This is a genomic window from Brevibacillus reuszeri (assembly GCF_002897295.1).
Classification (GTDB): domain Bacteria; phylum Bacillota; class Bacilli; order Brevibacillales; family Brevibacillaceae; genus Brevibacillus; species Brevibacillus reuszeri_A.
This window is the reverse complement of the sequence record NZ_BEXF01000017.1, coordinates 77,724-96,814: the sequence shown is the minus strand read 5'-3', so window position 1 is coordinate 96,814 and position 19,091 is coordinate 77,724. Positions and strand designations below refer to the sequence as shown.

Annotated in this window: 25 protein-coding genes and 1 pseudogene; 6 read left to right on the top strand and 20 right to left on the bottom strand. The window is 39.1% G+C overall.

The genetic code is table 11. From position 1 onward, the window contains the following. Nucleotides 1–104 precede the first annotated feature (104 nt). The 6 genes from C3B52_RS23720 to C3B52_RS23705 all read right to left on the bottom strand — a co-directional run bounded on the left by C3B52_RS23720 (nucleotide 105) and on the right by C3B52_RS23705 (nucleotide 2,994). Nucleotides 105–509 carry a hypothetical protein gene (locus C3B52_RS23720; protein WP_103108853.1) on the bottom strand — a complete coding sequence of 135 codons (405 nt, stop codon included), beginning with the start codon at nucleotides 507–509 and terminating at the stop codon, nucleotides 105–107. Between the two features lie 597 nt (nucleotides 510–1,106). Then, entirely contained in the window at nucleotides 1,107–1,352 is a 246-nt protein-coding gene (locus C3B52_RS23715) for a hypothetical protein (protein ID WP_103108852.1), read from the bottom strand. A gap of 109 nt (nucleotides 1,353–1,461) precedes the next feature. Next, complete coding sequence (locus tag C3B52_RS37865; RefSeq protein WP_268811901.1) at nucleotides 1,462–1,584, bottom strand: hypothetical protein; 123 nt, start codon at nucleotides 1,582–1,584, stop codon at nucleotides 1,462–1,464. A 32-nt stretch (nucleotides 1,585–1,616) separates the two neighbouring features. Then, complete coding sequence (locus C3B52_RS36690; protein ID WP_164684895.1) at nucleotides 1,617–1,763, bottom strand: hypothetical protein; 147 nt, start codon at nucleotides 1,761–1,763, stop codon at nucleotides 1,617–1,619. A 374-nt stretch (nucleotides 1,764–2,137) separates the two neighbouring features. After that, nucleotides 2,138–2,437, bottom strand: a complete 300-nt coding sequence (locus C3B52_RS23710; RefSeq protein ID WP_103108851.1) for a hypothetical protein — start codon at nucleotides 2,435–2,437, stop codon at nucleotides 2,138–2,140. A gap of 263 nt (nucleotides 2,438–2,700) precedes the next feature. After that, nucleotides 2,701–2,994, bottom strand: coding sequence for a hypothetical protein (locus C3B52_RS23705; protein ID WP_103108850.1), 294 nt, complete (start codon nucleotides 2,992–2,994; stop codon nucleotides 2,701–2,703). Between the two features lie 482 nt (nucleotides 2,995–3,476). On the opposite strand from C3B52_RS23705, the gene C3B52_RS36685 reads away from it, so the two are divergent. Continuing rightward, nucleotides 3,477–3,641 carry a hypothetical protein gene (locus C3B52_RS36685; protein WP_164684894.1) on the top strand — a complete coding sequence of 55 codons (165 nt, stop codon included), beginning with the start codon at nucleotides 3,477–3,479 and terminating at the stop codon, nucleotides 3,639–3,641. A 721-nt stretch (nucleotides 3,642–4,362) separates the two neighbouring features. Next, nucleotides 4,363–5,220 carry a hypothetical protein gene (locus C3B52_RS23695; protein WP_103108848.1) on the top strand — a complete coding sequence of 286 codons (858 nt, stop codon included), beginning with the start codon at nucleotides 4,363–4,365 and terminating at the stop codon, nucleotides 5,218–5,220. Here C3B52_RS23695 and C3B52_RS37455 read toward each other — a convergent pair. From C3B52_RS37455 to C3B52_RS37445, 3 genes are all read right to left on the bottom strand, one after another. Beyond that, nucleotides 5,217–5,831 carry a hypothetical protein gene (locus C3B52_RS37455; RefSeq protein ID WP_235615838.1) on the bottom strand — a complete coding sequence of 205 codons (615 nt, stop codon included), beginning with the start codon at nucleotides 5,829–5,831 and terminating at the stop codon, nucleotides 5,217–5,219. The genes C3B52_RS23695 and C3B52_RS37455 overlap by 4 nt on opposite strands. A gap of 5 nt (nucleotides 5,832–5,836) precedes the next feature. Then, entirely contained in the window at nucleotides 5,837–6,223 is a 387-nt protein-coding gene (locus tag C3B52_RS37450; protein WP_235615837.1) for a hypothetical protein, read from the bottom strand. Between the two features lie 151 nt (nucleotides 6,224–6,374). Continuing rightward, nucleotides 6,375–6,551: a hypothetical protein gene (locus tag C3B52_RS37445; protein WP_235615836.1), complete on the bottom strand. Its 177-nt coding sequence runs from the start codon at nucleotides 6,549–6,551 to the stop codon at nucleotides 6,375–6,377. 82 nt (nucleotides 6,552–6,633) lie between these two features. Between C3B52_RS37445 and C3B52_RS23685 the strand changes: the two are divergent. Beyond that, nucleotides 6,634–6,903 (top strand): annotated as a pseudogene (locus C3B52_RS23685) (tyrosine-type recombinase/integrase); the annotation flags it as partial. Continuing rightward, on the top strand, nucleotides 6,869–7,132 hold the full coding sequence (locus C3B52_RS36680) for a hypothetical protein (protein WP_164684887.1): 264 nt from the start codon (nucleotides 6,869–6,871) through the stop codon (nucleotides 7,130–7,132). The pseudogene C3B52_RS23685 and the gene C3B52_RS36680, both read left to right, overlap by 35 nt. 412 nt (nucleotides 7,133–7,544) lie before the next feature. Here C3B52_RS36680 and C3B52_RS23680 read toward each other — a convergent pair whose 3' ends face one another. Continuing rightward, nucleotides 7,545–8,198, bottom strand: coding sequence for a hypothetical protein (locus C3B52_RS23680; RefSeq protein WP_103108847.1), 654 nt, complete (start codon nucleotides 8,196–8,198; stop codon nucleotides 7,545–7,547). Continuing rightward, nucleotides 8,195–9,103, bottom strand: a complete 909-nt coding sequence (locus C3B52_RS23675) for a type I restriction enzyme HsdR N-terminal domain-containing protein (RefSeq protein ID WP_103108846.1) — start codon at nucleotides 9,101–9,103, stop codon at nucleotides 8,195–8,197. Before C3B52_RS23675 ends, C3B52_RS23680 begins: the two co-directional genes overlap by 4 nt. Nucleotides 9,104–9,851: 748 nt before the next feature. Between C3B52_RS23675 and C3B52_RS23670 the strand changes: the two genes are divergently transcribed. Next, on the top strand, nucleotides 9,852–10,979 hold the full coding sequence (locus C3B52_RS23670) for a hypothetical protein (RefSeq protein ID WP_103108845.1): 1,128 nt from the start codon (nucleotides 9,852–9,854) through the stop codon (nucleotides 10,977–10,979). A gap of 254 nt (nucleotides 10,980–11,233) precedes the next feature. On the opposite strand, the gene C3B52_RS23665 is transcribed toward C3B52_RS23670, so the two are convergent. The 8 genes from C3B52_RS23665 to C3B52_RS38240 form a co-directional block, all read right to left on the bottom strand. Beyond that, the gene (locus C3B52_RS23665; RefSeq protein WP_164684893.1) at nucleotides 11,234–11,734 is read right to left on the bottom strand and encodes a hypothetical protein; all 501 of its coding nucleotides are present in this window, start codon (nucleotides 11,732–11,734) and stop codon (nucleotides 11,234–11,236) included. Nucleotides 11,735–12,417: 683 nt separating this feature from the next. Beyond that, a complete protein-coding gene (locus C3B52_RS23660) occupies nucleotides 12,418–12,981 on the bottom strand; it encodes a recombinase family protein (protein ID WP_103108843.1) in 564 nt (187 codons plus the stop codon). A gap of 198 nt (nucleotides 12,982–13,179) precedes the next feature. After that, nucleotides 13,180–13,716, bottom strand: coding sequence for a hypothetical protein (locus C3B52_RS23655; protein WP_103108842.1), 537 nt, complete (start codon nucleotides 13,714–13,716; stop codon nucleotides 13,180–13,182). A 227-nt stretch (nucleotides 13,717–13,943) separates the two neighbouring features. After that, nucleotides 13,944–14,921 carry a hypothetical protein gene (locus C3B52_RS23650; protein WP_164684892.1) on the bottom strand — a complete coding sequence of 326 codons (978 nt, stop codon included), beginning with the start codon at nucleotides 14,919–14,921 and terminating at the stop codon, nucleotides 13,944–13,946. A 107-nt stretch (nucleotides 14,922–15,028) separates the two neighbouring features. Continuing rightward, nucleotides 15,029–15,211, bottom strand: a complete 183-nt coding sequence (locus C3B52_RS38250; protein ID WP_103108840.1) for an excisionase family DNA-binding protein — start codon at nucleotides 15,209–15,211, stop codon at nucleotides 15,029–15,031. Nucleotides 15,212–15,400: 189 nt separating this feature from the next. Further along, the gene (locus C3B52_RS36675; protein WP_164684886.1) at nucleotides 15,401–15,643 is read right to left on the bottom strand and encodes a hypothetical protein; all 243 of its coding nucleotides are present in this window, start codon (nucleotides 15,641–15,643) and stop codon (nucleotides 15,401–15,403) included. After that, the gene (locus tag C3B52_RS38245; RefSeq protein WP_164684891.1) at nucleotides 15,574–15,828 is read right to left on the bottom strand and encodes a helix-turn-helix domain-containing protein; all 255 of its coding nucleotides are present in this window, start codon (nucleotides 15,826–15,828) and stop codon (nucleotides 15,574–15,576) included. The genes C3B52_RS36675 and C3B52_RS38245 overlap by 70 nt, the downstream gene beginning before the upstream one ends. Before the next feature lie 28 nt (nucleotides 15,829–15,856). Beyond that, nucleotides 15,857–16,036: a helix-turn-helix domain-containing protein gene (locus tag C3B52_RS38240; protein WP_103108838.1), complete on the bottom strand. Its 180-nt coding sequence runs from the start codon at nucleotides 16,034–16,036 to the stop codon at nucleotides 15,857–15,859. Nucleotides 16,037–16,492: 456 nt separating this feature from the next. Between C3B52_RS38240 and C3B52_RS23630 the strand changes: the two genes are divergently transcribed. After that, nucleotides 16,493–17,602: a site-specific integrase gene (locus C3B52_RS23630; RefSeq protein ID WP_123058867.1), complete on the top strand. Its 1,110-nt coding sequence runs from the start codon at nucleotides 16,493–16,495 to the stop codon at nucleotides 17,600–17,602. 454 nt (nucleotides 17,603–18,056) lie between these two features. On the opposite strand, the gene C3B52_RS23625 is transcribed toward C3B52_RS23630, so the two are convergent. After that, the gene (locus C3B52_RS23625; protein WP_103108836.1) at nucleotides 18,057–19,088 is read right to left on the bottom strand and encodes a 5-methylcytosine restriction system specificity protein McrC; all 1,032 of its coding nucleotides are present in this window, start codon (nucleotides 19,086–19,088) and stop codon (nucleotides 18,057–18,059) included. Nucleotides 19,089–19,091 lie beyond the last annotated feature (3 nt).

Below are 19,091 nucleotides of genomic sequence, written 5' to 3'. Positions count from 1 at the left end.
CACCTTCAAGCATCCAAGATAAATAAAGATCGTACTGAATTAATTGTGTTTCAGAAGTCTATTCTATTTACTAATTATCATAAACATAACTTTTTCTTAAGTCGTTATGGCCGTTTGTTAAAAGCCTCATCTATATACGGAATTAGAACAGCTATTTCACTTACTTTACTCAGATCAACCCAAGCCTCCCGAGTATATGTTTCAAGATGCTTTGGAGTTCTCGCCATAGCAATTCCCATTTCACTTAACTCATTTTGTTTGTTTATCCCTTCCTCTTGTCCATTTATGCAAAATGAGAGAATTAGACACTTTGCATCAGTGGCTATTTTTGCAAAAAAGCCACGTCTCCCTTGGCGCTTATATGCAACTCCATGCTTCGTTTTATTTGTCAAATCCTCCAAATGAAGATTATAAGTATATAAAATATAATCATTTACTTGTTGAGCTATAATACGCCCATTAATTGGAAAGCGTGATAAATGTTCTTTTCTGATTTGTTCAGAATTCATTATTTTCACCTCATCCTACTTAACTAATTACTATTAGAGATGCTTTATATGTTGGCTGTTTGCAATATGCTAAGATTATCAGTCTATTTTGAGTAACTGTTGGTTATCTAACCTCTATTGAGGAGCAATTTCATCAAAATTATCGGAGCTACGTATTAAACAATTTGGGTATATTGTCTTTATAAAAACGATATATTATGGATCCTTAACAAAAATGCCTCCCATTGAATTGAAATCTTCTCTACTTTAGACGATAATCTCATAAGCAATTTGGAAATCTAAATACAACCAGCCCGTTCGGAAATGATAAATAGCTGGTCTTCTCTCAATTTCCATAAACCAAACATGCTGGACAGATTAGAGCACGATGGTATCAAATCATTTCAATAGTTATGAATCTTGTCATTCCTAAAATATCCATAAGCTAAGAATACCAAGGAATATAGTACTATACAAATTAAAAATCAAAATGTATATAGTATCAAAATCAAGCATTGGTAGAATGATTTTGGATCGTAATAGGGTGCACCGCACTCATCTTATTTGATGTAGCTTCCCGGAAAATTCTTCAAGCAATATGTAAATGTCCCTCATCTACTACATGACCACTGTTAAGACTAATCTCTTTTTACACTTCACATCTCCCTGAAAATGATTGCTTAGAGTCTGCTGGTCAATGTATTTTTTATTTTGGTCTTTCAATGTTATCCTACCACCTACTAATGTCATTGCACCGCCAATTAAAGAACCTATGAAACCAATCATTGCAATAAAGAAATCTCTTTTGATATCCCAGAACGCGACAACAAAAGCGAATGTCGCAATGATTACAAACACCCACATTGCTGGTAATCCTGTGTACTCCTAAATAATATTAATTCTATCTTTGTCCATATCATTCACCCAGTTCCATTTTGGAAGGGAAAGCAATAATTTTTCCATATCTATTTACCTACATCCCCCAATGATAAAAAACCGCCCGTAGGCTGCCAAATGCTGCAATCATCATTTTGCGTGTAGCCTGGCGCACGTAATGGGTAAATTGCGCCCATGTAATCAATGAAAATACGCTCAACGCCGTCCTACTCTACGGACTCTTCGTATTCCTTAATAGAGTGAAAACTGTTTTGCCATGTGACCTCTGTTACGGCGTCCATGATAAGATTGCCGCCCCTTTATGCCGCGCTTCTTCCCGATCCAATGTCGCAGCCGTTTATCATCGGCACCAAGCCACGGAACTCCAGATCGTTTCATGCCGCGCCACAGTAACGGTTTGCAGACCGTCTCCGTATTACCGAACGCGTCATAGGCAAGGACGCCTTACCATTCGCCGTTAGAAAGGATCATCTCAACATTGCCGGGCGTAATTAATCGGTTGTTTTTCCGGTCATACTCCAGCTTGGTTTCCCATTCCACGTCCTCTTCTTCCATCTCTTCAAACTCAGCGAACTCCTCTTGCTTATCTTGCCATACGGTCTTTTTTACAGCGGCTTACTTTGATGCCCAGACCTCCATTGCCAGGAAGCTCGGGCGCTTGGCATCCGGTGTTTTGTCAGCAACCTTTTCGTCCAGATGCCCGAGCTTATGAACGCGAACCAAATCAAAAGCGTTGTAAGTGCGTCCATCTGCTATCGAGTCGCTGTCTTGATGGGAAAAACAAGCTCCTGGTCAGGGTAAACCTCCAGACCATTTGCGGACGTCTCTCCAAGAAATGTATAGCGATTAGGCATTGTGCCTACCTCGTACACATCCGATAAAAACGTCTCAATAGCTTCATCAATAGAATAGGTGATACAAAATACGCCGATCGTACCTTGTTTTTCTCGTGGGTCTTCCGCGTTCTGACCGTGCGTGTTCGGGCCTTTCTTCTCTTTCGGATGGCGTGGCCACCCAGCTACATTCGTCCAATCGTTGTACTGCTCAAGCAACCAGTCAACGCTAAGCGCCTCACCCTCCGATTCCTAAAAGTTGGCTCCGCCCCCTTACTGCAGCTGGGTAAGAACATCAGCCGTTGTACCTGAAATGTCGCGCCATCGAAATAGTCGATGCACTCAGCTAGTTTACGGGATGCTGCCAGGTGTTCGTCTAGCGTCATAAGACGGTCTGTAAGCACAACCAGGCGGTACTTATGCTGGTGCGGCTTATGGCTATGTGTCGTATAAATCACATAAGCCCGACCGCCAAGAAGCAGCTAAACGTCAAAGGAAAAACTATCATCTGCATAATCCGTGTCAAGCGTAATAAGGCTGCGAGATTCTACGTTCCCTTTCAGCCTTCTTCCTCCATGGATGAATCCACCGACAAAGGCAGGGCCGTCTTTGGCCCTACCCTGTCCTGCTTTATCCATCTTGTCATATTGCACCATCGTCTCAGCTGTGCGTCTTACCTTCCGCAGCTTATCAACGAAATCGGCCCACGCCAGATATTCTACTTTCCAATTGGTATCTTCTAGGTTCTTCCCGAACGAGATATCTAGTTCATCCATGTTGTCACCTCAATCCTAGTTTTTCTACATATAGTGAATGTTTCTTGATTTTGGATATTGATGCGTCCTATAATGGAGTTGTGAGGCCAAAACATTTTAAAGGAGGTTGGTATCTATGGGAAAGAATATATTTTTAATTAGAATATTCTAATTCTAATTTTTGTAGGTCACGAATGTTAGAAACAAAAACAAATATTTATATGATTAACAAACACTTTGTAACAAACCTATTGGTTAATTAGAATTTCAATAACGTATTGATCTAGGCTTGGAAAATTAAAAGGGTTTACTTTTGGCAGGGTGACCCACCAGTTCCCCATTATCACTTCCTTGATGTTTTACCTCACAAAACCCATTAGGTGAGCTTGCAGTTCCTGATCCCCTTGTTTCTTTCTCCTATTCTGGGAGTGGCTGTCAGCCTTCTCCCAGACCTGAGCAATGCATTAGCAGCGCTCTTGAATAAAAATAGGAGGAAGTTGACTATGTGGGACTGGAAGCAAACTGCCAAGATTTACCTAGAGTACCTCTTTTTCATGGTTGGAGCCTATGGCCCAGTGTACTTCACTTTGCTATACGGTGACTTAATTGGATTTGCAGGTACTTCGCTATGCTGGATGCTGTTATATTTCTTTTATAAGAAGCTGTAACCACTACATAGCGGTGGGGTTAGAGGAGGGGGAGTCGCGACCCTCTCTTTCTGTTTTTCTTCCTTCCTATACGCCTTATCAAGATATGTCCCTCTCTCCAAGCAATCGTGAAGCACCCTAATCCCGTACAGAATTGGCAAGGCTTGCAGCGGATCAACTGCATTCCCTAAGGCTTTTAGGCGCTTTGCCCGATCCTTTACACCGGAAGCCACACGAGGCGCCTCCCTGACATGCTGCTTCTGCATCCATCACAAAGCAATGTTTGATTTCTTCCAAAAACTCGATTTAAAAATCAGAGATTCTCTTAGTGGTTTTTAGGGGGTTTTTCATTGGGGTGGAAAGAAGTTAGAGTAATTTTTCGTGCGGACTATCTGGTTGTACTTGTTCTGCTTGTAATTAGTTTAACCCTTGCAATATGGCTCACTATTGCTGATGGTAAGTCCATAATAAATAGTTAAGTAGTCAATTTTTTAAGTTAGACGTTGGTCTTTTATCACTCCCAGGAATTTTTGCTCACATTTGTGAAAATGATCGACTTAAATAAGAAGAAGAAATACAAAGCGACTAGCGTTTGCCCTAAATGCAAGCATAAGGTCGTTCTTACATTGACCGAAGATTGAACCAAGTTATTGGTCTCCACATATTTACCATTTCTGGTATACCGTCAACGCGACAATTGGTACAATGTTCCTGAAAATATTTACAGACAGGAGATTTCAATATGGCAGAAGAGAAAAAGAAAATTAATGTTGGTCTAGTTATGCCCATAGCCCTAATTGATGGTTGTGGACCAGAACACTGGCTGGAAGTAAAGTCTATTATTTCCGATGCTCTCGCTAACCACGATCAATACGAGTTTGAAGCGCGTCTTGTCAGTGAATCTGACAGTAGTGGACTCATACATAAGCGGATTGTTCAAGGCCTCTACAATTCCGATCTTGTTATTTGTGATGTTAGCTGCAAGAACCCAAATGTAATGTTTGAGTTAGGCATGCGGTTAGCTTTTGACAAACCAACTATCATTATTAAGGACGACAAGACGAACTATACTTTCGATGCTGGCGGAATTGAACATTTAGATTACCCTAGAGATTTAAGATTTTCGAAGGTTGTAGACTTTAAAAACACCTTGCTTAGAAAGACTGTTGCAACATTTGAAGATTCATTAAAAGACCCAAATCACTCGCCTTTTCTTAAAAGTTTTGGTCAATTTAAAGTTGCTAAATTAAACGAAACTGAAGTAATGCCGATTGAGTTAATAATGGGTAAGTTAAACGAGATGCAATCTGATTTTGCCACCCTAAAATTTTCACAGTCAAAAATCCGAAATACAGAGATTCATCAAATCCCAAGTCTAAGAACTGTACCAAAAGACGATCTTTATTATTATTTAGAAAATCAAGTTAATAATTACTTAAGTAGTTTTGAGCGCGGTATTCAATTTAACCAAGATGAATTAATTGCAGATATTATTCTTCAACTCAGAAGAGACAACCCCGATTTGGTCTCTGATAAGTCAATTGGTTCACTTAGAAGTAGGCTTAAGGATATTCTTAATAGAATTGTATTTACTGCTTAATCCTTCTGATAGAAATTACACTCAAACTCGGCTGCCCTTAGAGGCAGTTCGGGTGCCCACTGCATCGGTCTACTCATGATCTCTTGAACCTCTACCACCGATCCTGTTGCGATCGGTACATCCAGCACCGCTTCATCATGCACATGCATTAAAGTGCTATAACCTTCCTCATCCAGACATACGAGGCTTTGAGCCAGACAATCCTGCGTAATCGCTTGGACATGGTTCTCGACAAGCTTCCCGCCATATGTGCGCTGAATTACCCATTTACCTGTTTGCTGGTCTTGCCTGTAGAAAGTGATGCCATCTTTATCGAACTTATTATCATGCTCCAAGCTAGGATTCACGTATGCTAGGCTCCTGCCACTTGGTAGGTCTGCAAACAACATACCTGGTGCATATCGGTACTGCACACCATGGGCCAGCTTAACGGTTGTCTTCTCGCGAATCGCTCTGACGGCGGCACGTTCAGCAGCATACAAAGCTTTACGATTTTCGGATTTGCCTCTCGCCACTGTTTGACCAGCCCCAGCCAATTCGTCTTCTGGGATCCCACCCTTTAGCGCCCCCATCTGGATTAAAGCGTTAACGCCACCTTGATAACCGGGCACGCCAATTAAGCAACTTTTCCCCTTTGTGCCGTAACAGATGGTTGATGTGGTCTTTCACAATCGTCTCTAATGGAACGCCGAACCTGTTCGCCGCGGTTGCCTCGAACACTTTTCCGTGCGTTCTGAATACAGCCAATCTCCACTCTTCGTCTGCTAACCAAGAGATAAACCCTACCCTCAATCGCAGCGAAGTCAGAGACGATAAAACGGTTGCCAGGCGAGGGTATGAATGCAGTAGTGATGAGCTGTGATAGAACAAATGGCGGTAGACCAAATAGTGTTTCCAGCCATTCAACGTCTGCGCTTCGAAGCGTCTCCCGCGCCAAGGACAAGTCTTCGATCTTGTTTTGCGGAAAGTTCTGCACCTGGATAAGCCGCTCAGCAACCGCCATGTCTGATTTGCTCCGCAGAATTGTAGTAGCTCTCTGGCGCGGTCATCAGTACGAATAGCTCATTTCATAGCCTTAAACTTGTCTACACTGGATTTACTCATTTCCTGCCGCAGTTCCAACACCCGGAGAACCGTATCAGTCGGCGCAGTATCTAGCAGGATAGGCATTTGCTCTTTTTTGACATTCCGTATGACGTCTCAAGTCCGTTGTCAGCCAGCCAGCTTTTCAACTGGGCCAGGCTGTTCGGATTTTCGAGTCCAGTTATCTCTTTTACCTCTCTGACCAAGCGTTCTTCATAGAGGCTATCGCTCTCAATCGCTTGATCCATAACCACCCGATCCAACCGAACGCCCCTATCATTAATGCGTTGGTCGAGTGCCCAGAGCTGCCACTAGAATGGTAAGCCTCTTTACCCTTCCAGCGTGAAAACATGGTGGACAAGATTTATCAAACGGCACAACTTAAAGTACATTCGTTTTCATGACTTGAGGCATACCTCAGTCACGTTGTTAATTTATAAAGGCGTTCACGCAAAGATTATTTCTGAGCGTCTAGGTCATGCCAACATTTTAATAACAATGAGCGTCAATGGGCACGCTCTGAGGTCTGCCGATCAAGAAGCAGCTAAACATTTTGATTCGCTATTTGAATCAAATCAATCCAAAAACAAAAATGGGTAAAGACCGTTTTATTTCGTCAACAATCCGTCAACAAGTCCAGATTTCAACCATATATGTGATCAATTCCAAACAGAAAAAAGTTAAAAAACCCCTGATTCCTCAAGGGTTCCAGCTTCTAACGTATGGTGATCCGGACTGGGTTCGAACCAGCGCCCCCCACCCTGTCAATAAAGGGAGAGGGCTAAATTATAAGCAAAACAATTATGTGATGGTATCTAAAGATTCTTAAAAGTATTGATTTTATGCGAAAAGTAGTAATTCACCTAATTAGGAGACAGTATCTCTCCAAAAATATGTGAGCAATTGTGTGAGCAAAAATGTGAGCGATTAAGTGAGGGTTTCCGCTTCAAATCACTAGGAATATAATTATTATAAGACTTACTGTTTACCTACTCGACATGTGTCGAGTAGACAGTGACAACAAACATATCCGTGTCCTAAGGAATTGTGTTTACTCAAATAAATTACTTAGTTATCCGTATTACACTCATTCAACCTAGAACTTGATTAATTTCATCCATGATAAATTCATTGTAACTTTCTATGTTGAACAATACACGTTTAACGTCAGTGTACCATTTACTTAAAGTATGGAGTCGACCAAAGAGGCTTCCAATTGGAAGCCTAACAAATGTCAGTATTTATTGAGTTACTAAGGTGTTGGCAATAGACTCAAAGTACAGTTCTATACACTTAAATCCAAGACTCTGCCAATCATTGATTGGATAGACAAAACCAAGGGATTTAACTTTCTTAATCCAATCAGTAGAATCAACATGCGTTGGAAACTTTTTGCTCCTTAATACAAGTATATCACGGAGGTTTTTAATAATTACCTGGTTATAACCACCTTCTCCTAATGTATTGTTTAAGTATTCCTCAAAGGCGGATATAGAACCAGTTTTTCCCTTTGGTAACACTACATGTTCTTTAAAACACATCAAATCAGCATCAATAATTCCGGAAAGAACCATTATTAAATTATTAAAGTCAGCTTCATCATTACATGGTTTTAAAAGATATACTATTTTTTCATTGGACGAATATGCACTATCAATACCGTCTGCTTTAAATCTTAAATTTAGGAATCGCCTAGTTTCAACTATTTTTTCTAAGAAAGCCCTTACTTTCTCTCTTTGTAACTGAGAATTTAGAATATCTTGCAGTTGCTTTTTTATTGTATCGGAAAGTTCGGACTTAACAATTGCCCTCTCTAAGACCTTTAATCCTATCCTAGAATGTTCTATCGCCAATTCTTCAAAATCATTATCTTCAAATAAATCTCGGAGGTTCAATTTTTTCCACCCCCAATACGTTGTTCAGCCCACTGAGTAATAGGTAACAATTCAGAACGTTCAACCACTCTCGTCAATGATTTGACTTCGGAATCGCCAGCTAACGTATAATACCCTGCAATATAAGCACGGTTAAAGTCGTAACCAAGTGTGGCATCTTCATTTATTTCAGTTTCAATATGTATAAACACAAATGTTACCGATTTTCTAGATAGTTTTTTCAACCTATAATTATGTTTTTTAACATTTTTATGTTCGAGAATAGTTTTTACTTCAACCATTTCTTCTCCTACAAGGAAATCATAACCAAGGTCAAGAGTTGGCTTCTTAATTATTATTCCTTGCTTTATACAAAACTCTTCAAAAAGCTTTTCTCCGAGCCACCCAACAATCCTTGCCCCTAAATTTCTGAAATCTACATTTTCAATATTCAATAAAATTTCATCAGTAATTTCTGTTAGCCACATTTCTTCTATTTTTAATGAAGTGATATTGTTATCATTACTATTCATTAACTTCTCAACAATAAGAGTTTTTAATAGAAAATCTTTTAATGGTTCATCACCATGATGAGCCAGTCTAATTTTATTAATTGACTTGTTTGATTTGGAGAATACATTTAATTCATTACCATCTGAAACAGCATAGAATGGGGCATCAAGTAATTCAGAGTAATAGGAAGCTTGAGAAACAGCACTATTAGAATTAAAATGGGGGGCTGATTTCACTTCTATCAATAGTAAGGGCTGATTTTTATCGAATAGTACAATATCAGGTCTAAAATTAACTTTCCCACCATTAAAATCCGTAGTAACAGTGTAATCAAGTGTAATTTCTTCTTGTTTGAATCCTGATTCTAACAAGAATGGTAGAATTATATTTTTAATAATATCTGCTTCTTTCATACTTTATCCCCTATCTATTTTATTGCACCTTTAATCGAGCCATTTATTTCATAATAATTTAGTTCCCCAATAATTGGACAGCCTTTTTGTGAATACTTTAATAACATGATACCATAGTAAAACACACGCCACACCAAAAGAAGAGTGGGCCGTCATCTCTTCCTCTATAACATCTCCAATTATTTGTCCTTCCGAACTAATAGTGAGTAGTAGTCTATTTTGACAGATAGACTATGAAAACAGGTACGAGTCCGAAGGAATAGTGATTGCTTAGCCGCTCCCACATGTACGAATAGAGTAATAATGAACTGTCTATGATGCGACAGTATTCGCCAATAGAAAAACAAAAATACCACCGTAGTGGTAGTGGATACTAGTGTGAACCCATAAAATTGTAGAAATATGCCAAACATTGACAAAACAAAAACAACACCTTAGTATGTAAGGTGGGAGTAAAGTTCCAGTATATTCTAGTTATATGCCCAAAAAAGTAACTGATGTTCCAAGCATCAGCAAGTTTCTTGTGGACTGGATTAATGACGTATTTCATTCTATCAACAAGATTACGAGTTGACAAGGGTAATTTTTACTAGATGACAAAATTCACAACTCGTTTCCATGTTGTTCGTTTTAATTGTCCAAATAAACTTATTAACTTTAGTGGGTGATTTTAAGGAGGATAGTGGTTGACTAAATCAGGAATTACTGTCTCTCTCCCAAAATCCTATCTAAAGTGAGGTTATTTTTATTGAGTTACGTAAAAAAGAAAGAGTTAATCCAACTGCTTGATAGAGGCAACGAAATTGACCAGTTAGTTTTTGATTCAGTAGACGGTGAAGAATACGCATTTAGTGATGAAGTTATTCAGATTGAAGGACTTCGAGAGTCTTTTGAACAACTCATCCCTAAGACTACTTGGACGAAAATTGACTTCCCACTTAGCTACTCTCAACTTTCGTTACTCGGTACTCAACAAGATAATGAGGGAAAGGCACAACTTCTTATTGGAGTTGATGATGTCGAACATTCCTTTATTACTACAACAGAAGCAGTATACCAGCTTTTTGAACCAGTTAGTATGGGAACCTACGCAAACTTCCTGCTTGATGACCCGAATGAACATTACAATCTTCTTGAACATAATTTCCAATACTGGTTTGGTGACAAAATCGCGAAATCTACTGTTCTTCTTAGAACAGTACAAGAGAATGGTCAATACATTGCAAGATGTTTCGCTTCTCAAAGATATCAACAAATCGACAATCATATTTTATTATACTGCACCGCTTGGGCTTTAAATAAGTTGAAGTTTAATTTCAAACTGACCTCTCAAAAAATTACTCACTCTCGCATGAGACTTAATTTTCAATCAGATGAAGTGTATGAAATTAATGGGGTCGGAACATTATCCTATGGTTTTTCAGTTGTTAATTCAGAATCAAAAGCACATGCTGTTGAGTTCTTACCTACTTGTAATATTATTAACAAGGATGGAACAAGCGTTCCAATTGTTCTTGATAAAACAATTAAGATTCGCCATCTTGGGAAAGAGATTAAGCCCATTGTTGAAAAAATACTTGAGTTAGGCCAGCTACCTGCCCACGTTGAAAGAGCAGTTGATACAATTCAATCCGTCAAAGAGAAAAAAATTGATTCCCTCCTTGCATATAAGATTCAGCAGTCGCTAATTGAAATCGTTGGCAAGAAAAGCTTCAAAAAATACCAAGAGAAGTATACAAAGGTTTCTTCTGAAAATACTTACAGTTTGTTGGAGTTTTTCGGGAGACTAGATGAACTACCTGTTGATGACGAAGATAAGCAATTATTAATTGAAAGCATGTTTTGGTCGATTATTCAATCGGTTGCTGAGCAATAATATTTTTTATCCCTCCATCTTGTATGGAGGGATTTTTTAATACTATTAAATTAGTAAGATTACACTGTACGCACATTTAATTTTCCCAATTTTTTAATATTTAAATTGAAGGTAAACTATGCCGCTATATTAAAAAGTAATTTATTCGGCACTGGATGGGGGCTTATTAGAAGCACATAAAGCCCCTAGAGCAAACCAAAAAGAGCCGCCTTTATTCCTTCCTTGAGTAGCTATGAATTAAATCATTCCTTAATTTAAATCCAAAAGCTGTCCATGGAAAATTCAATCCCCTCGAAAGCATTAGGATTCCAAGTTGCTTCTAAGACTTCATTTGGTATATCTCTTAATGCACGAATTAATGCAGAAATCATAATAAAATACATTTCATCATTTTTAAACCCTCTGTAAAAGTATCTTTTTGTTTCCCTTGTGTTAGCAATCCGTAGACTAATATTGGGGAAGCGTTCAACATCCGAGAAGTTTCCTTCAATTATAAAAGAATGTATTACAATTTTCTTTCCTTGCTTTAATATTTTCATTACCTCTTTATCGAATAAAATTTCTGATTGCCTTATGTCAATCTCTGTTCTCAGGAAATTAAAAGCATCCATGATATTTTGCTCATCTTCATTTCTTCCTAAAAATTTATACGGCTTAGTATTATCAATAAACGGAGGAATCCAATTGTTTTCTAAAAGAAGCATTTTCTTCAAGTCCTGACTAAATATCAAACAATATAACTCTTTTGTATCCAAGATTATCAACTCACAATAATATTTATTCTCTCATTAGAAAAGATTAATAAGTGTTAATGAATATCTACTTTAACTTCTTTAAGATTTTTAAAGTTCTCCAATTAATAATGCTTGTTATTAAAGAAAGTGCAATCGAAATACATAAGACTATTATTAATAGGACATTCATACTTGCCCTCCCCCTTTTCTGTTAAAAGGCTCCCATTACTATTAGTGCCAATAAGATAGCCAATGAGAAAGAAAATATGGGTGATCAGTGATGTTGATCTAACATCTTTAAATCCCCTTTCAAATCTGAACACACTGAAAATTGTTTCGCTTTAATAAGCTAACAGTATCACAAACTCAAAATAATGGCAAATAATGTATTATAATATAGATAAATGGTATTTACAATATGGTTTTTCAATTGTATAACCAATTTACTCTTGAACCACTTTATTAGTCATGCTAAGAAATGTACAGGGAAGCACTTTTCAGAAAAATTTGGTGCGGAGCAAAGACAGGTAAACTCTGCCGCGACAACAAATGCCAATTAGCTAGGCACTGGAGTAGGGTCTTTAATACGCTCCGTAAAAGCCCTGTAGAGCAAAAGAAAAGAGCCCCCAAGTTTTTTGGGTGGCTCAAGCCTATATCGGTCTTTATACAGCCCCATAACGGCTCTCTTAGACTGTATCAGTCGCTTATGTTACTACTTGCTTTCTCCGATTAATTTCGCGGTAAAGTGAACCTTTGCTTACTCCTGTCATTTCCTCAATTTGTGTTACTGCAAATTCTCCGCTCTCATGTAGCTTGATTGCTTTATCTAGCTTTTTCTTATCTGTCATGGGTCGACCGCCCTTACGTCCACGCGCTCTAGCGGCTTTTAATCCATCTACAGTTCTTTCTCGAATGATAGACCGTTCAAACTCCGCGAATACCGCCATCATACCAAACATAGCCTTTCCTGCCGCCGTAGATGTATCAATGTTATCGGACAGGCTTATAAACTCAACGCCTTTCTCCTTTAATAAGCCGAGCGTTGCAATTAGCTTTAGAGTTGAACGTGCCAAGCGGTCAAGTTTGTAGACAATAAAAGTATCACCTTCGCGAAGCATCTCCAAAGCCTTTGCTAGTTCGGGGCGGTCATCCTTGCCGCCGCTTGCCTTCTCCGTATAGATTTGGTCATAACCGAACTTCTTTAGTGCGTCCAGTTGTAAGTCAAGAGATTGGTCGGCTGTCGAAACCCTTGCGTAAGCTATTTTCATTCACATTGTTCCTTTCCCCTAATGTATCGTTACTAATACAGTATCATAAACGTACATTTCCGTGAATATGATTATGAAACGGGTTTCGTACCGAACAATAGCCTAAATTCTCAATTAATAACTTGCTCCAACGACTGTTCCATAAACAATCGTTTTCGTACTTAAAAAGTTGTCTCCTAATAACAAAGAAAGCCCTGCTTATGACAGGGTTTCATTGCTCTCGGAGATTATATAGGTACATTTACCTGAACGTGTTTCTGATATTTTCTTATACGGCAATTCCTCGTACAGATAAACCATATCAGAGATTAGACAGGTATCGAATTGTAGATAGCCTTTCAGGAAGCAGTTGTAAAGGACGGCATCACTACCATACAGAGCCTTTTCCATTCTTTTGAATACTCCATCGACATCATCCTCGCTACATGCGGATACAGTAGCTTCAACACGATACGAACCATCCTCCATTTCGTACAGTTTCAGCCATTTGTTCATCAAACAGTATCGTATGGTATCGTACTTTCCATACTTCTCTGCGGATAATAGTAAGTGTCTAAGTCTGGCAGGTGCTTCTTTTAATTCTAGTAGTTTCTGCATTAGTAGTTTCTGCATTAGTAGTTTCCCCAACGGTTTTGTTATTTCAACCTTCAACATAACAATCGCAACGACCACGGCTATAGTTGCGATAAAGTGGACAATTATTTCTTTTTGAAATTTTTCCTTATTCGCCGCCATACTTTATGGAAGAACTTTACCCTGTAGTGCTGTACTACTTGTTCTCTGTTCTTCTCTATTCTTTAATGTAAGTTCTCAGGGGAGCAAAATGCCTAGATGTTACCTAGAGAAAACGGGCATGAGAAAGAAAAATATTTCCATAAGTATCTGATTAGAAGGAAAATAAATTCCATGTACAGGGAAATATTTTTCCTTATGTAAGGAATTTATTTTCCTTGACTTTTCAATCAACGCCTATTCGTTCGACCTTCCATCAATTCTTTTAGTTGTTCAAGAGACAAACCTTTGTTCTCTTGTTTTGCTTCGCGTGCTTGCTGTGCTTTCATTTCAGCTTGGATATTGCTCTTGTTGTCCTTGAATGACCGTTCCTCGTAGAGAATATGCTTTTTTCCCGTTTCAAGGAAATGTTCGACATTGTAAAGAACATCACTGTTAGCCATTAGAAATGCAGTTGGGGTGATTGTATCAGTTGGCGGATAGTTCACAAAGAACGCATCAATGTGCTTCTTCATCGTAGGTTTTAGCATGGCTCTTTCATGTTCTATATAATGGTGATGCAAGTCCTTTATGCAATCCTCGACACTTTTACCCGTTTTTTGGCTCTTTCTAGTGCTGTGCTTCTTTCCAGTAACTTTCCTGTATTCTTGAAGGAAGTAACTTGTAAACTCAGGAAAAGACCATGACTGCACATCATCAGGTAAGTCGGTCACTTTCGGTGAAGACTTGCTTTTGTTGTTCTTAGGTTTAGCTAGTCTAGTCCCTACGCAAGTCTTCCCATCAGCTTCAAGCGATTCCTTCACGTAACTGCTGTACGCTGTCAGAATCGGCTCACGTTGGCTCTCAGCCGCGTTCTTTAGTCTAGCGGCATAGTCATGTTCAACGGCTTGTACGGCGACTGTAAAGGCTTCTAGCAAGCTATCCGCTTTCTGAGCTGTGAGTAACTCAACATTGGCAATCACATCATTTTCAATATAACTGAGTAGTACGAACGGATTGTTTTCAGGACGGTCAGCAATACTGAATACGAACTCGCCCCTGTCTCCGCCCTGCATGGAGAATGTTTCAATGAATCCATATTGCTTCAACCGTTTGGTGTAATTCTTTACTGTCTTGTCATCCTTGTTCCCGAATACATGCTTTAGAAATACTCTCGACAGGGCTACTTTTGTTGGAAGTTGGGCATTGGCGGTATTGACACGATTCATAATAAGTCCAAGTAACTTCAATGAATCTCCTGTTAAGCGATTACAACATGATACTTCGTTCGGAAGGGAGTAGAATCCATTATGGTACACTATGTGTCTGCCCGTCATTACTTCCGCCCCCTTCTGTGAATGTACTCTGCAACGGCTGAGCGGCTTATCATGTAAGAGCAGGTCTTACCTTCACCAATCTTCACAGCGTCAAGCTGACGGGCTTGTATTGCCCGTAGAATCGTCCTAGTGCTGACTTTGGCAACCTTGGCGGCTTCCCTACAATTAATCAGTTCGTTCATAGAATCCTCTCCTAACTTTGACGTGATTTCGACAGCAGAGGGTAAAAAATAACCCTCACGCCATAATCATCGTTGCGAGTGAGTGTTATGTTGCGGAAGGAAGTGCTTATAATTTTTGCACACGTTCCTTTCTTCTTGCCCCTGCCGTTGACTTAAGCAGGGGCTTTTTGTATTCATTGTTCCGGGCGGCTATCCAGCGTTCAATACGATAAGCGCAGTATCGTAACCCTTTTCTTGTAGAACTTTGACTAGGTGTGCTTCCTCGACTAAGTAAGGGTATCGCCCATACCCTCGCATGTTGTGTGGTACTCGCTCAGCTTTTAACGTACCGCTTCTTACCCAAGACATTACGGTATCTTCACTTACGAACCGTCCGCGATTAGAAGCCGACAGCTTTTGTGCAATGGTAGCCAGAGTGTACAGTTTTTCCATGACCTATCGTCTCCCTTCATTGATTGATTGATTGATTGCTCTACGAAGGCTCTTAAATCGGCTTCTCGAACTCTCCAAAGCGTCCCTGCTAATTTCATTCCTTTAATGCGTCCCTCTCCAAGCCACTTATAGCAGGTGTTCATATCAATGCTCAACAGCTTTGCAACTTCATCGGCGGAATACAAGCGACCTAGATACGATTTATGTCTTCCATTATTGCTGACCTCCTGTAGTGTTATTGAGGATGAAGTTCCTGAGACTTTCCTGAGGAATCCGAATCGAGCCCCCGACCTTGCAACTTGGCAGAGTGCCATTACTACACATGGCGTAAACCGTTGTGTATGAAAGCTGTAGAATCTCCATTACCTCGCGGATATTGAATAGACGTTCCATGAAAACCGCCCCTTTCGGTTGTGATTTATTTACATACACAATATAAGGAAGCAGATTGCAGGATTAACAAAGGTACGTAGAAACATCGAAGAATCTTTAATTATCCGATAAATACGGAGCATTTTATTTCAAGAAGGGGGAGAGAGAACGAAGGTAACATTTTTCCTGTATCTAATTGGATATAACTGGATATTTTCACCTTAACATCACCAGATGTTAACCGAGAATTATAGAATAATGACTTACTCAATGTGGGTTATAAATGTAATAAGTCAAAGGGTTTATATTGTATATTCTCAAAATTAACCTTGCAATTTTCTTTCCTGCATTAGCGATTGTTATCTCGGAGTGACAATTAGGGAGTGGTGTTGACAACAACACCCGAGTCTTTTACTTTAAGGAAAGAAGCGGAAACACTCTCTAGACGTTTGCTCACAACGCTAGGGAGGAATTGGAATGTCAATTAGAAAAGATAAGAACAAATGGCTATTCGTCATCGAGTTGGGAAAAGACGAGAACGGAAAACGGCGGCAAATCATGCGGCGCGGATTCAAAACGAAGAAGGAGGCAGAGGAAGCCTACAATATAGCGAAGTACGAAATACAACAAGAGGGAAAATGCTTAGAGCCTAGCAAACTCCTATACAGAGATTATCTTAATGAATGGTTAAGTAATAAACGCTATAACCTCAGCCAACAAACGTTCGAGTTGTATTCATCAAACATTAAAAATCATATTGAACCCATGTTAGGAGACGTTCAGCTTTCTAAGTTGTCCGCCCTTCATATCCAAAGGTTCATTACTGAACTAAAAAACAAAGGTCTATCAAACTCCACCGTTGAACGAATCTATTCAATAGTAAATGCTTCCCTGAACAACGCAGTTAAGAAGGAACTATTGAATAAGAATGTGGCAACTCTAGTTGATAAACCTAAAGTAATGCAGAGGGAATTACAAGTCTGGGATATTCAAATGGTTCAACTGTTCTTAAAGACCGCCCGAGAACATGAACCAAGACTTTATATTGCCTTCCATTTAGCTTTACTGACCGGGATGCGACAAGGCGAGATACTTGGTTTAAGATGGCAAGACGTTGAGTTCGAGAGAGGGAATATAGTCGTTCGTCAGACTTTAAGTCATGACGGAAAGACGTTAAAGTCGGGCGGCAAATCAAGGAATAGCGTCCGCTCAATTGCCATTGATGATGCGACATTAGACGCTCTTAGGAAACATCGTAGGATAATCTTACAGGAGAAAGTACAATTAGGCGGTAAGTATGTAGATAACGATTTAGTTATCTGTACTACGAAAGGAACGCCAATTACACCTAGAAACCTTAGCAGAACATGGTATCGACTTCTTGATAAGTCTGGTCTCCCAGAAATACGATTTCATGACCTGAGACATTCGCACGCGTCTTTGCTCATGAAGTTGGGTAAACATCCAAAAATCGTGCAGGAACGATTAGGACACGCTTCAATCAAACTAACGTTAGACACCTACTCACATATCATGCCCAATATGCAGGAAGAAGCCGCTAAGGATCTTGGGCGTATGATTCTCTAACTGAATGTGAGCAAAATGTGAGCAGACCCCATTTGCAGGATACCCATTACTGTCGTAAAAATAATAAAAACCCTTGATATATCAAGGGTTCTAACGTCTTATGTATGGTGATCCGGACTGGGTTCGAACCAGCGACCCCCACCCTGTCAAGACGCCAGACTGTTTTTGTTGAGCTTTGTTAAAGTTGAATAAACCTTGATATTACAGCATTTAAGTAGTTTGCATGTTTGATATCTTTTGCCCCACATTGGTGCCCTTTTTTTCGTTTCGGCACCAGATTCGGCACCACTTTTCCATTCATTATTGATCCTTTAACTATCGAGTGTAAAAGTATGTTTTGCAATCCTGTAGGCAGTGGAGTCTAGACCTTTATAAAGGGTCCATTACTACACTACTCAAATTGATCTGATTTAATGTCCTAAGTACATATACTGCAACTACAACTTCGACTACTCTAATCTATCATATTTAGCAATCTTTCTCGAATACCAGTCCAATGCTGATTTAGGTTCACTGTAGCGCATTTTATTGTATACTCATTAATTCGATAGGCTAAATCCACCTGTTTGTCTGATTGAGGATATAGAAGTATCCCTTCCATTTCCTCTTTTCTCCCCGCATTAGATAAATACGCAAACATCTGATATAGATTTGCAGGTTTTATTTTGTCTTCTCCATTTTTACCTTTAGAGAAGACCTCTTTATGATACTTAGTATCAATAATTATCTTTTTCTTTTTACTCACTATGCAAATATCCGTATGCATGCCGGGAATATAATTCTCTGACCCACGAATAACTTGTTGTATATCCCATTGTATAGTCTCTCTCTTAACTCTGTAACCAGGTTTAAGTTCCTCGGAATAAAAGTTACGAACAAATCCTTCAAATAGTTCCCACATTTTTCTTTCGTCGCGTTCAAAGTCATCAAAAATAAGTTCTCCTGTTGTCTCATCCACAAGCAAATGATCAAAAAGAACACGACAAATACTCAGGACAATTCCATAGTGATGATTGTTTCGATGCAAAAGCGTTTGGTTAAACAACCTGCGGTCGAGCCTTACTAATTCAATTTCATGAAAATATCTGTAAATTTTATTTAGATCGTCTCTAGTTTTTCGCATTATAGACTTACTCTTAATTAGTCTGTGGATTGTTGCTTTAATTATTCTGTTATGGAGTATGTCTGGTGAAAAGTCATCGTAATCACAGTACATCTTTGCTTTTAGAAAAGTAATCTGTTTAATACTCTCATCGAACATTAACTTTCCCTTTAAGCTACTTGTATTCTCCTGAAATGATATGTACTCTTTATAAAATCCTTTTTTAATAAATCTATTTAGCTTTTTTACAAGGCTGTTCGCAAATAATTCAAGCAAATCGTTCGTATCAATACCAGCTACGTCCACAGCTTCTTTTTCAGGCAATACATCATAACAATAACAGAGCATATAGTAAATGTTTTGAATTGGAATTTGCTTGCTCATGAT

What these genes read in the sequence shown, in the direction of transcription:
- C3B52_RS23720 (WP_103108853.1), bottom strand. Translation starts at nt 509, where the DNA reads ATGAATTCTGAACAAATCAGAAAAGAACATTTATCACGCTTTCCAATT.
- C3B52_RS23715 (WP_103108852.1), bottom strand. Translation starts at nt 1,352, where the DNA reads ATGTGGGTGTTTGTAATCATTGCGACATTCGCTTTTGTTGTCGCGTTC.
- C3B52_RS36690 (WP_164684895.1), bottom strand. Translation starts at nt 1,763, where the DNA reads ATGAAACGATCTGGAGTTCCGTGGCTTGGTGCCGATGATAAACGGCTG.
- C3B52_RS23705 (WP_103108850.1), bottom strand. Translation starts at nt 2,994, where the DNA reads ATGGATGAACTAGATATCTCGTTCGGGAAGAACCTAGAAGATACCAAT.
- C3B52_RS36685 (WP_164684894.1), top strand. Translation starts at nt 3,477, where the DNA reads ATGTGGGACTGGAAGCAAACTGCCAAGATTTACCTAGAGTACCTCTTT.
- C3B52_RS23695 (WP_103108848.1), top strand. Translation starts at nt 4,363, where the DNA reads ATGGCAGAAGAGAAAAAGAAAATTAATGTTGGTCTAGTTATGCCCATA.
- C3B52_RS37450 (WP_235615837.1), bottom strand. Translation starts at nt 6,223, where the DNA reads ATGGCGGTTGCTGAGCGGCTTATCCAGGTGCAGAACTTTCCGCAAAAC.
- C3B52_RS37445 (WP_235615836.1), bottom strand. Translation starts at nt 6,551, where the DNA reads ATGGATCAAGCGATTGAGAGCGATAGCCTCTATGAAGAACGCTTGGTC.
- C3B52_RS23675 (WP_103108846.1), bottom strand. Translation starts at nt 9,103, where the DNA reads ATGAAAGAAGCAGATATTATTAAAAATATAATTCTACCATTCTTGTTA.
- C3B52_RS23660 (WP_103108843.1), bottom strand. Translation starts at nt 12,981, where the DNA reads ATGAAAATAGCTTACGCAAGGGTTTCGACAGCCGACCAATCTCTTGAC.
- C3B52_RS23655 (WP_103108842.1), bottom strand. Translation starts at nt 13,716, where the DNA reads ATGGCGGCGAATAAGGAAAAATTTCAAAAAGAAATAATTGTCCACTTT.
- C3B52_RS23650 (WP_164684892.1), bottom strand. Translation starts at nt 14,921, where the DNA reads ATGAATCGTGTCAATACCGCCAATGCCCAACTTCCAACAAAAGTAGCC.
- C3B52_RS38250 (WP_103108840.1), bottom strand. Translation starts at nt 15,211, where the DNA reads ATGAACGAACTGATTAATTGTAGGGAAGCCGCCAAGGTTGCCAAAGTC.
- C3B52_RS36675 (WP_164684886.1), bottom strand. Translation starts at nt 15,643, where the DNA reads ATGGAAAAACTGTACACTCTGGCTACCATTGCACAAAAGCTGTCGGCT.
- C3B52_RS38240 (WP_103108838.1), bottom strand. Translation starts at nt 16,036, where the DNA reads ATGGAACGTCTATTCAATATCCGCGAGGTAATGGAGATTCTACAGCTT.
- C3B52_RS23630 (WP_123058867.1), top strand. Translation starts at nt 16,493, where the DNA reads ATGTCAATTAGAAAAGATAAGAACAAATGGCTATTCGTCATCGAGTTG.
- C3B52_RS23625 (WP_103108836.1), bottom strand. Translation starts at nt 19,088, where the DNA reads ATGAGCAAGCAAATTCCAATTCAAAACATTTACTATATGCTCTGTTAT.